The following is a 10,658-nucleotide window of genomic DNA, read 5'->3' as shown; positions in this document are numbered from 1 at the left end:
GTTCCTTCCGCGATGTGGTGGCATGCGCGGGGCCGGAACCGGTGACCACCGGCTGTGCTGACGCACTTTTCGACCCCCCGGTCGCCTGTGGAGCATGTCACATTTCGTGACGCCACCGCAAGAATTAAGTGAATGGTCATTCTCGAGTGGGACGGCGTGTCTTCTCAGGTCCAGAACAGTTGGATGCCCGAGTTTGTGATTCGTCGATCGTGACGCTTCAGGCGGGGGCTCGCCGCGGCGTTTCGGCCCGCCAGCGGGGGAACCAGCATTAACTTAGCCGCCGAGGAGGTTGCCGAGAACACCGGTCTCGGGATTCAGGCCACCGCCTACGATGGCCCGGTGACATCGGTACCCGTGCTGGCGGTCGCCGGGCATCTCGGCGCCGGGAAGACCACGCTGCTCAATCACCTGCTCCGCAACAGTCGCGGCGTGCGCATCGGCGCGCTGGTCAACGACTTCGGCGCGGTCAACATCGACGCCATGCTGGTGGCCGGTCAGGTCGACGCGATGGCCTCACTGTCCAACGGGTGCATCTGCTGCGTGGTGGATGCGGAGGAAACCGGCGAGATGCTCGGCACGCTCGCGGCCGTCAAACCCCGGCTGGACCTCATCGTCGTGGAGGCCAGCGGTGTCGCCGAGCCGGCCGCACTGGCCCGCACCATCACCGCCACCGATGATCCTCGCTTCCACTACGCCGGGCTGGTGCTGGTGGTCGACGGCCTGCAACCCGAGCTCGGCCATGGGTTGCGGGTCGCCGATCTGGTGGTGCTCAACAAGGCGTCGGAGTGCACGGACCTCGAGGGCCTGGCGGCGCGGATCCGTGAGCAGAGTCCGCGGGTTCCCGTGCTGCCCACCGAATTTGCCCGCATCGACCCCGAGTTGCTGATCGACCGGCCGCGGTCACGGGCGCCGCAGGCCCAGCTGTCCTTCGATGAGCTGCTGCACGATGAGCACGATCATCACCACCCCGAGTATCAGAGCGTCGAGTTCCGCACCGACGCCGTGGTGAACCCCCGGCGGTTCATGGAGTTTCTGCAGGACCGCCCCGAAGGTCTGTACCGGGCAAAGGGTTTCGTCGACTTCGGTGTGCAGCGCTTCCTGGTGCAGTTGGTCGGAAGCTCGCTGCGCTTCGAAAAGCGGCGTGGGGGTGGCACCGAATTGGTGTTGATCGGCACCGGCATGGACGCGTCGGCGGTGCTGGCCGGGCTGACGCGCTGCACCGAGGAGCCGGCCGACGAGAACGCGATGCTCGGGGTGCTCAAGTACGTGGTGTAGCCGTCAGCAGCGGTTTCGCGCCCGGTTATCCTTCCACTCACCCGAATTCAAGGAGCCGCATTGTTCAAGGTCAACGAGTACTTCGGCGGCGACGTCGCCTCGATCGCCTTCGCGACGCAACAGGGCCCGGCGACCGTCGGCGTCATGGCCGTCGGCGAATACGAGTTCGGTACCTCCCAGCTCGAGATCATGCGGGTGGTCTCGGGTGCGCTGACCGTCAAGCTGCCGGGCCGCGAGGAGTGGGAAACTTTCGCGGCCGGTGAGCAATTCACGGTGCCCGCGGACAGCAAGTTCCAGGTCCGCGTCGAGGTGGAGACGGCTTACCTCTGCGAGTACCGCTGAGCCACGCCTCTGCGCCGGTTTCTACCCCAGGGCTGTTGATGGCGTTCAGTCGCGACCCCTGGGTAGAAATCGGTGAGTGGGCCCGTGACGCGCCCGCGAATTTCTACCTCGGGGCTGTTGATGGCGTGCAGTCGCGACCCCTGGGTAGAAATCGGTGACTGGGCCTGCCACGCCATTGCGCCGATTTCTACTCCAGGGCGGTGCCAAGACGCCGATCACGACCCACGGGTAAAAAGCGACGACGCGGGGTAATCAGAACGACATGCGCCCGATCACCTTGGTAAAGACGGCCTCTGCAACGCTGGCCACGTCGATCGTCGGCGGGCTGGCCAGCCGCCCGGCTCAATCGAAGTGGTACGAAAAGCTGCGCAAGCCCTCATTTCAGCCGCCCCGCCAAGCCTTTCCGATCGTCTGGCCGATCCTCTATGCCGACATCGCGGTCACTTCAGCCCGCACGCTCGATCGGTTGCGCGCCGAAGGCCAGCAAGACGAGGCGCGCGCCTACACCGCCGCACTGGCCGGCAACCTCATCGTCAACGCCGCGTGGTCGTGGGTGTTCTTCACCCGGCGGCAGCTCGGCGTCGCAGCCGTCACCGCCGCGGTCTTGACCGCCAGCAGCGCCGATCTCACTCGTCGCGCAGTGCAGACCCAGGGCGCGCCCGGCGCCATCCTCACGCCCTACCCGCTGTGGTGTGCCTTCGCGACGGCGTTGTCCACCCGAATCTGGATGCTCAACCGCAGGTGACGGCGATCAGCTGAACGGCTTGCGCTGATCAAGGCGACGCGACGCCAGGCCCGCACCCCGCCACACCCGGGCCACCCAGTCGTCGTCTTCTTCGGTGACCAGGTTGCCCATCACCCGCACCGCGATGTTCATCAGGAACGACGAGCGGATCGCCACTGGACCCGAGGCCGGCAGGAACCGGGGCAGCGTGAGCAGCACGGCCAGCCGCCGGGCGATCGAGAACCCGTGGGCGTAGTGCTCCTGCAGCACCGCGGGCCAGGACTGCGCGTACGAGCCCGAGCCCAGCAGTTCGGCGGCCAGCCGTCCGGTTTCCAGCCCGTAGTCGATGCCCTCGCCGTTGAGCGGGTTGACGCAGGCTGCCGCGTCGCCGACCAGCATCCAGTTCGGCCCGGCCACTCCCGATACCGCGCCGCCCATCGGCAGCAGCGCCGACAGCGCGGCCCGTGGCTCCCCGGAAAAACCCCACTCCTCGCGGCGCAGCTGGGTGTAGTACGACAGCAGCGGACGCAGGGCGGCATGAGCGGGACGTTTGGCGGTCGCCAGCGCGCCCACACCGATGTTCACCTCACCGTTGCCCAGCGGGAAGATCCAGCCGTAGCCGGGCAGCACCTGGCCCTCGGGGGAACGCAGCTCCAGATGCGACGTGATCCACGGCTCGTCGGCGCGCGGCGTCGCGATGTATCCGCGGATGGCGGTGCCGTACACGGTTTCCTTGTGCCAGGTGCGGCCCAGCACGCGGCCCAGGGTGGAGCGGGCCCCGTCGGCCACGATCAGATGTGAGCAGCCGACCTTGGCGCCGTCGTCGAGCTGTACGGACTCCACCCGTCCGCGTGAGTCGTAATCCACCCCAACGGCTTTGACCCCCAACCGCATCTTGGCGCCGTCGTCGGCGGCGACGGAGCGGATCCGGTCGTCGAGTTCGGTGCGCGGCACCGCGCTTCCGGTTGACGGGAACGACGGTCCGGGCCACCGCACTTCGACGTCGGAGCCGAATCCGGACATCCGCAGGCCGTGATGCCGGATCCGGGTGTCGAGCCACGGGCCCATGCCGAGCCGTTCCAGCTCGGCAACCGCCCGCGGCGTCAGTCCGTCGCCGCAGGACTTGTCCCGCGGGAACTGCGCCGCGTCGACGACGAGTACGTCACGACCGGCTCGAGCTGCCCATGCGGCGGCCGCCGACCCGGCCGGTCCGGCGCCGACAACGACCACGTCTGCCTTGATATCCATTGCTCCCAGTATGTTGGACGAATGAGGACACCAGCGACTGTGGTGGCAGGCGTTGATTTCGGGGACGCGGCGTTCGCCGCCGACGTCCGTGACAGCGTCGCCAGGATCGAACAACTGATGTCTGACGAGCTCGGCAAAGCCGATGAGCTCATGGCCGAGGCGGTGCAGCATCTGTTCCAAGCCGGCGGCAAACGCTTCCGTCCGCTGTTCACCGTGCTCTCGGCGTCGTTGGGGCCCCGGCCCGATGATCCGGAGGTGGCGATCGCCGGTGCGGTGATCGAGCTGGTGCACCTGGCCACGCTGTATCACGACGACGTGATGGACGAGGCCCAGATGCGGCGCGGCGCACCGAGCGCCAACGCCCGCTGGGGCAACAACATCGCGATCCTGGCCGGCGATTACCTGTTCGCCACGGCGTCGCGGCTGGTTTCGCGGCTCGGACCCGACGCGGTTCGTGTGATTGCTGACACATTCGCCCAATTGGTGACGGGCCAGATGCGCGAGACCCGCGGCGCGGCCGAGCATGTCGACTCCGTCGACCACTACCTCAAGGTCGTGTACGAGAAGACCGCCTGCCTGATCGCGGCCTCAGGCCGGTTCGGGGCGACGTTCTCCGGCGCCGACGCCGAACAGGTCGAGCGGCTGCACCGGCTGGGCGGCATCGTGGGGACCGCGTTCCAGATCTCCGACGACATCATCGACATCGACAGCGATCCCGACGAATCGGGCAAGGTCCCCGGCACCGACCTGCGCGAAGGGGTACACACCCTGCCGGTGCTCTACGCGTTGCGGGAGTCAGGCCCGGATGCCGACCGGCTGCGCGAGCTGCTGATCGGTCCGGTCGAACGCGACGAGGACGTGGCCGAGGCGCTGGGGCTGCTGCGGCGCTCGCCCGGCATGACGCGCGCCAAGGAGGTCGTCGCCGAGTACGCGGCGCAGGCCCGTGATGAGCTGGCCAGCCTTCCGGCCGGCCCAGGACGTGACGCACTGGCCACCCTCGTCGATTACACGGTGCACCGGCACGGCTGATCTGCGGAACCGCGCCGGGTAACTGAGCGTTTAATCAGCGAAGGTTGCCGAGTAGTTCCTAGGAGGAAACTGCGATGACGTGGAACCCGCACGCGAACCGAATCAAGACATTCCTGTTGCTGGTCGGTTTCTCGGCGTTGATCGTGTTCGTCGGCTCGTTGTTCGGTCGCAACGTGATGTACCTGGCGGTGCTGTTCGCCGTCGGCATGAACGTCTACGTGTACTTCAACAGCGACAAGATGGCGCTGCGGGCGATGCACGCCCAGCCGATCACCGAGGTGCAAGCCCCTGAGATCTACCGGATCGTGCGGGAGTTGGCCACCACGGCGCATCAGCCGATGCCACGCCTGTACATTTCCGACACCGCCAACCCGAACGCCTTCGCCACCGGCCGCAACCCGCGCAATGCCGCGGTGTGCTGCACCACCGGCATTCTGCAGCTCCTCAACGAGCGTGAGTTGCGTGCGGTCCTCGGACATGAGCTGTCGCACGTCTACAACCGCGACATCCTGATCTCGTGCGTGGCCGGCGCAATGGCGTCGGTGATCACCGCCCTGGCCAACATGGCGATGTTCGCCGGAATGTTCGGCGGTAACCGTGAGGGCAGCAATCCGCTTGCGATGCTGCTGGTTTCGCTGCTCGGCCCGATCGCGGCCACCGTGGTGCGGATGGCGGTGTCCCGCCAGCGTGAGTACCAGGCCGACCAGTCCGGTGCCGAATTGACCGGCGACCCACTGGCTTTGGCCTCGGCCCTGCGCAAGATCTCCGGTGGGGTGGAGGCGGCCCCGCTGCCCCCGCAGCCGCAGCTGGCCGATCAAGCACATCTGATGATCGCCAGCCCGTTCCGTGCCGGCGAGCGCATCGGCAAGCTGTTCTCCACCCACCCGCCGATCGCCGACCGCATCCGTCGCCTGGAAGACATGGCCGGCCGGGGTCCGGGTCACTACTGATCTCCAGCAAGGGCGAGTGGCCAGTTATGGCACGCTTCTTTGTGCTCTGCGTGACATAACTGGCCGTTCGGCTGTCTGGGTCCTTAAGCGACGCCGGCCAGCTGCTCGACATGGGTGGGCGTCACCCGCAGCACCGCGGCGCTGGCGATGTCGTAGAACAGCCCGATCACGTTGACCCGGCGGGCCAATGGGTGTGACTGCAAGGTTTGCACCTGCACCGCGACATTCACCATGGACAGCTGGTCGACAGTGCCGAAGCCGGCTTCGGCGGCCGACACGGCGACCGGGTGGCGTCCGCCGTCGAACGCCGTCAGCGACGGATCACCATGGGACAGCCAGGATTTCAGGTTCTCGTCACCCGGGTCGGTCTTGCCGAGCAGCGCGGTCATCGCCCCGCAGCTGGAGTGCCCGCACACCACGATCGAGTCGACGTCGAGCTTGTCGACGGCGAAGGCGATGGCCGCCTCGATCGACTCGTCGGTTTGTCCCGCGGGGACCATGTTGCCGACGTTGCGCACCGTGAACAGGTCACCGGGCCCGCTACTGGTGATGACGTTGGGCACCACTCGGGAATCGGCGCAGGTCAAGAACAGTGTCTCGGGGTTCTGTGCGTGCGTCAGTTCCTGCATGTGCGGGCGCAGGACCGGAGCGGTGCGGCGGTGGTAGGCGGCCAGTCCGTGGAGCACCGACGGGGTCTTCTCCGGCTGCCAGGAGCTCCACGGCACCACGCCCGAACGCTTGTCGAACGGGGTGAAGTTGCGGATCGGCGGTCCCAGTACCGCACTGTCCATTTCGACGGCCCCCAGGTCGTGCAGGTCGACGTTGTTGCCTGCGGCGCGGTGCTGACGGCACCAGTCCTCGATGGCCTGATGGGCGGCGTGGTCGATGAAGTCGACGGACAGTTCCACCGTGACATCGGCGTCGGCGGGCACGGAGGCAAGGGTTTTCGTCAGCTTGGGCAGCGACAGGAAGGTGCAGGATCCTTCGATGGTGACCCGCCAATCGTCCTGGCCGGCCGGCTCAGCGTGAATCTTGGTGCGCACCACTCGCCACACCGTCAGCGCGATCGCCAACACCAGGCCGATCGCCACGCCTTCGAGCAGGTTGAGGAACACCACGCACAAGATGGTGATCAGGTAGACCGCCAAATCGCCGGTGAGCCTTGCGGTTTCGATGTGGGCCCGGTTCACCAGACGCAGGCCGATCATGATGAGCAGGCCGGCCAGTGCGGCGGTCGGGATCATCTGGGCCAGGCCGGCAAAAGGTACGGCGAAGGCCAGCACCCACACCCCGTGCATGATTGCCGAGGCGCGGGTACGTGCGCCGGAGGCCACGTTGGTGGAGCTGCGCACGATGACACCGGTGACCGGCAGGCCGCCGATCGCACCGGAGACCATGTTGGCCGTGCCCTGGCCGATCATCTCGCGGTCGAAGTTGGTGCGCGGCCCGTTGTGCATCCGGTCGACGGATACCGCTGACAGCAGGCTTTCCACGCTCGCGATGAGCGCGATGGTCAAGATGCCGCCGGCGAACGCGGCCCAGTTGCCGTCCGGCAGGCTGGGCAGTGCCAGCGCATCGATCAGCGATTCGTTGATCTCGATGCGGCTGACGTCGAACGGTGCCAGCACCGACAAGGCCGTCACACCCACGATCGCGACGAGCGGGGCCGGCACCTTGTTGATCGGGGCCGGGACCCAGCGCCATCCCACCAGGGTGACGATCACCAGCACGCCCAGCAGCACGGCGGGCCAGTGGGCGCTCATCAGCTGGGCGGGCAGTTCAGAGATGTTGGCCCAGGCCGAGCTGTTGGAGCTGCCGCCGAGCAACACGTGGACCTGCTGCAGCGCGATGGTGACGCCGATACCGGCCAGCATCGCGTGCACCACCACCGGGGAGATGGCCAGCGCGGCACGCGCTATCCGGCTCAGGCCGAACAGCACCTGCAGCACGCCTGCGCCCACGGTGATCGCGCAGGTGACCGCCCAGCCGAACTGGGAGATCAACCCGGCGACCACCACGGTCAGGCCGGCGGCCGGGCCGCTGACCTGCAACGGTGATCCACCCAGGGCGCCGACGATGATGCCGCCGACGATCGCGGCGATAATGCCGGCCAGCACTGGCGCGCCGGAGGCCACGGCAATGCCGAGCGACAACGGCAGGGCGACCAGGAACACCACCAGGGAGGCAGGTAGGTCGTAGCGCAGAATGGCGCGGGCCCGTTCTGCGAGTGGGGTCGTTTGCTGCATTGCGCGCCTCCGTCTGGAACTGGTGATGTGCGGGCCCGCCACGCTGCGGGCCCGCGCACAGATATTCGACGACGTTGTCTCCAGGACAACCTCGAAAAGCGTTGGAGCGCACAACGACACAAGTCGACTTATGGTCCAGTTGTGGCTCGCCTACATCCAATTGCTGTGGGCGAGCGTATTTATCGCTGTGAACAGGTGCAAGGCATTCGGTGTCATGCATAGAGAACCCAAATGTTTCGGGTATGTGTCCCGGCGCGAATATGCCTGTCAGCCAGCCTGAATGGCCGAACGTCGTCCGGTCGTGACACCGAATGTTCACCTTTTGGTTCCGAAAAAGGTTCCGAAAAGGTTTGTATTGCAAAGACTCTGGCTGGATCACGGTTGATCTTGATGGTGACCTACGTCATAGAACGGTCGTGGCAAGGCGTCGTCTTAGAACTCCATATGAACTCCGTGACAATGCTCTGTGCGCTCCGCACAATGGAAATATGACCACGATGTCGGTTTCCCCCCGTGCCCAGCAGCCGCGGCAGGCGATCCTCGGACAGTTGCCGAAGATTCACCGTGCAGACGGATCTCCCATCCGCGTGTTGCTGGTCGACGACGAGCCGGCGCTGACAAACCTGGTCAAGATGGCCCTGCACTACGAGGGTTGGGAAGTCGACGTCGCCCACAACGGCCATGACGCCGTGGCGAAGTTCGACGAGATCGAGCCCGATGTGGTGGTGCTCGACATCATGCTGCCCGATATCGACGGGCTGCAGATCCTGCAGCGGGTCCGTGAGGCCGACGGCTACACGCCCACGCTGTTCTTGACCGCCAGGGATTCGGTGATCGACCGAGTCTCCGGCTTGACCGCAGGCGCCGATGACTACATGACCAAGCCCTTCAGTTTGGAGGAGTTGGTGGCTCGGCTGCGCGGATTGCTGCGCCGGTCCAGCCACACCACACCGCCGGCCGACGAGACCCTCAAGGTCGGGGACATGGTGCTCGACGGGGCGAGCCGCGAGGTCACCCGTGGCGGTGAGCCCATCAACCTGACCGTCACCGAATTCGAGCTCTTGCGCTATCTGATGCGCAACCCGCGCCGGGCGTTGAGCCGCGCGGAGATCCTCGACCGGGTGTGGAACTACGGGTTCGGCGGCAAGTCCAGCATCGTCGACCTGTACATCTCCTATCTGCGTAAAAAGGTCGACACCGACCGTGAGCCGATGATCCACACCGTGCGCGGGGTTGGCTATATGCTGCGGCCCGCGTCATGATGCATTGATGCCGCCCAGACGATGGGGGCCGCGTTCACTGCGCAGGCGGTTGGTGCTGGGAGTCAGCGCGATCGTCACGGTTGTGCTGTTCGCAGTCGGTGCGCTGTCGGTCTACAGCCTGCACACCTATGTGACGACGATGAGCGATACCGAGGTGTCGCGGTCGCTGGCGGCGTTCACCCACTCCTATGACAAGCTGCGCGACAAGCAGGCCGGGCACGAGCTGACCGGCGATGCCGAGGCTCTCACCGCATTCGTCGGGCAGGCACCGGGCAACCTGATCGCGGTGCTGCACGACGGTGAGGTGATCCAGTCGGCGGTGTTCTCCGACGGTGAGCCGCATCCGGCGCCCGTCGCCGTCACCCGTGCGCTCGACCAGTACAGCTGGACCGACGACGATCGCCGCACGGTGAAGCTGCCGGCGCTGGGCTCCTACCGGCTGGCCAGCCACATCGTGGGGGATGGAGACGTACTCGTCTCCGGGGTGTCGATGGACAGCGCGAACATGGTGATCGCCCGCAAGTCGGTGACGGTGGCGGTGATGATCGTGCTGGCGCTCATCGTCACCGCCCTGGGCACCATCGCGGTGGTGCGCATCGCGCTGCGTCCGTTGAGCCGGGTGGCGGCGACGGCGGCGAAGGTGGCGACGTTGCAGTTGAACGTCGGCGATCACCGCATCACCACGCGCGTCCGGGACCGGGACACCGATCCAGACACCGAGGTCGGCCTGGTCGGTGACACGCTCAACCGGCTGCTGGTCAACGTCGACAGTGCGTTGGCGGCGTTGGCCGAGTCCGATCGACGGACCTGGCAGTTCCTCACCGATGCCAGCCACGAGCTGCGCACCCCGTTGGCGGCCATCCAGGGCTACGCCGAGCTGACCCGGCAGGACAGTGCAAACCTTCCGCCGACCACCGAATACGCGTTGGCCCGTATCGAGGCCGAAGCCCGCCGGATGACGGGGTTGGTCAGCGACCTGTTGCTGTTGTCCCGGTTGAGTGAGGGCCAAGAGCTGGAGACCGACGATGTGGACCTGAGTGACCTCGCGGTCGACGCGGTCAACGATGTGGCGGTCGGGGCGCCCGATCATCATTGGGTGGCCGAGCTACCGGACGACCCGATGTGGGTGCGCGGTGACCTGGCCCGGTTGCACCAGGTGCTGAGCAACCTGTTGACCAATGCGGCGGTGCACACGCCGCCCGGTGTGACCGTCACGATCGCATTGACCGAGGCAGACGATTCCGCGATATTGACCGTCGCCGACGACGGTCCCGGAATTGATGCCGAATTGTTGCCGAATTTGTTCGGCAGGTTTGTCCGGGCCGATAAATCGCGCTCCCGCGAATTGGGCAGCACCGGCCTGGGGCTGGCCATCGTGGCATCCATCATCGAAGCGCACAACGGCACGGTTGCTGTGGAGTCCAGACCTGGGAGGACGGTGTTCACCGTGCGTATCCCGCTCGCCCGCGAGGTCGCGCCGGAGACGGTTGCCGCGCAGGCAAAAAATATGAATTAGGCCTGAATACTCTTTGACCGTCGGGCCGTATGCAGAAATACGTATGCGTTCAATATGAGTTGATAG

The 10,658-nt window shown here is 66.2% G+C and carries 9 protein-coding genes; 7 read left to right on the top strand and 2 right to left on the bottom strand.

Translation table 11 applies throughout. The features are described from left to right. Positions 1-339 precede the first annotated feature (339 nt). From A5733_RS11600 to A5733_RS11590, 3 genes are all read left to right on the top strand, one after another. Positions 340-1,275 (top strand): GTP-binding protein, encoded by a 936-nt coding sequence (locus tag A5733_RS11600; protein ID WP_076240217.1) that lies wholly within the window; start codon positions 340-342, stop codon positions 1,273-1,275. 60 nt (positions 1,276-1,335) lie between these two features. Further along, the gene (locus A5733_RS11595) at positions 1,336-1,617 is read left to right on the top strand and encodes a pyrimidine/purine nucleoside phosphorylase (protein ID WP_067772682.1); all 282 of its coding nucleotides are present in this window, start codon (positions 1,336-1,338) and stop codon (positions 1,615-1,617) included. Between the two features lie 262 nt (positions 1,618-1,879). Beyond that, on the top strand, positions 1,880-2,362 hold the full coding sequence (locus A5733_RS11590) for a TspO/MBR family protein (RefSeq protein ID WP_076240216.1): 483 nt from the start codon (positions 1,880-1,882) through the stop codon (positions 2,360-2,362). Positions 2,363-2,368: 6 nt separating this feature from the next. On the opposite strand, the gene menJ is transcribed toward A5733_RS11590, so the two are convergent. Continuing rightward, a complete protein-coding gene (gene menJ, locus A5733_RS11585; protein ID WP_076240215.1) occupies positions 2,369-3,589 on the bottom strand; it encodes a menaquinone reductase in 1,221 nt (406 codons plus the stop codon). A 21-nt stretch (positions 3,590-3,610) separates the two neighbouring features. Here menJ and grcC1 point away from each other — a divergent pair, with 21 nt between their 5' ends. Both grcC1 and htpX read left to right on the top strand, forming a co-directional pair. After that, positions 3,611-4,618 (top strand): nonaprenyl/(2E,6E)-farnesyl/geranylgeranyl diphosphat synthase, encoded by a 1,008-nt coding sequence (grcC1, locus tag A5733_RS11580; RefSeq protein WP_198938773.1) that lies wholly within the window; start codon positions 3,611-3,613, stop codon positions 4,616-4,618. A gap of 74 nt (positions 4,619-4,692) precedes the next feature. Beyond that, complete coding sequence (gene htpX / locus A5733_RS11575) at positions 4,693-5,568, top strand: zinc metalloprotease HtpX (protein WP_067772670.1); 876 nt, start codon at positions 4,693-4,695, stop codon at positions 5,566-5,568. Between the two features lie 83 nt (positions 5,569-5,651). On the opposite strand, the gene A5733_RS11570 is transcribed toward htpX, so the two are convergent. After that, positions 5,652-7,814, bottom strand: coding sequence for a bifunctional SulP family inorganic anion transporter/carbonic anhydrase (locus A5733_RS11570; RefSeq protein WP_067772667.1), 2,163 nt, complete (start codon positions 7,812-7,814; stop codon positions 5,652-5,654). A 488-nt stretch (positions 7,815-8,302) separates the two neighbouring features. On the opposite strand from A5733_RS11570, the gene A5733_RS11565 reads away from it, so the two are divergent. Next, positions 8,303-9,076, top strand: a complete 774-nt coding sequence (locus A5733_RS11565; RefSeq protein WP_067772664.1) for a response regulator transcription factor — start codon at positions 8,303-8,305, stop codon at positions 9,074-9,076. A gap of 7 nt (positions 9,077-9,083) precedes the next feature. Continuing rightward, complete coding sequence (locus A5733_RS11560) at positions 9,084-10,592, top strand: cell wall metabolism sensor histidine kinase WalK (protein ID WP_067772661.1); 1,509 nt, start codon at positions 9,084-9,086, stop codon at positions 10,590-10,592. Positions 10,593-10,658 lie beyond the last annotated feature (66 nt).

The sequence above is a fragment of the Mycobacterium sp. NS-7484 genome (assembly GCF_001953975.1).
Lineage (GTDB): Bacteria > Actinomycetota > Actinomycetes > Mycobacteriales > Mycobacteriaceae > Mycobacterium.
This window is presented reverse-complemented; position numbering and strand designations above follow the sequence as displayed.

Coding starts and splice junctions, on each gene's coding strand:
- A5733_RS11560 (WP_067772661.1), top strand. CDS start 9,084: ATGCCGCCCAGACGATGGGGGCCGCGTTCACTGCGCAGGCGGTTGGTG.
- A5733_RS11590 (WP_076240216.1), top strand. CDS start 1,880: ATGCGCCCGATCACCTTGGTAAAGACGGCCTCTGCAACGCTGGCCACG.
- A5733_RS11570 (WP_067772667.1), bottom strand. CDS start 7,814: ATGCAGCAAACGACCCCACTCGCAGAACGGGCCCGCGCCATTCTGCGC.
- htpX (WP_067772670.1), top strand. CDS start 4,693: ATGACGTGGAACCCGCACGCGAACCGAATCAAGACATTCCTGTTGCTG.
- grcC1 (WP_198938773.1), top strand. CDS start 3,611: ATGAGGACACCAGCGACTGTGGTGGCAGGCGTTGATTTCGGGGACGCG.
- menJ (WP_076240215.1), bottom strand. CDS start 3,589: ATGGATATCAAGGCAGACGTGGTCGTTGTCGGCGCCGGACCGGCCGGG.
- A5733_RS11565 (WP_067772664.1), top strand. CDS start 8,303: ATGACCACGATGTCGGTTTCCCCCCGTGCCCAGCAGCCGCGGCAGGCG.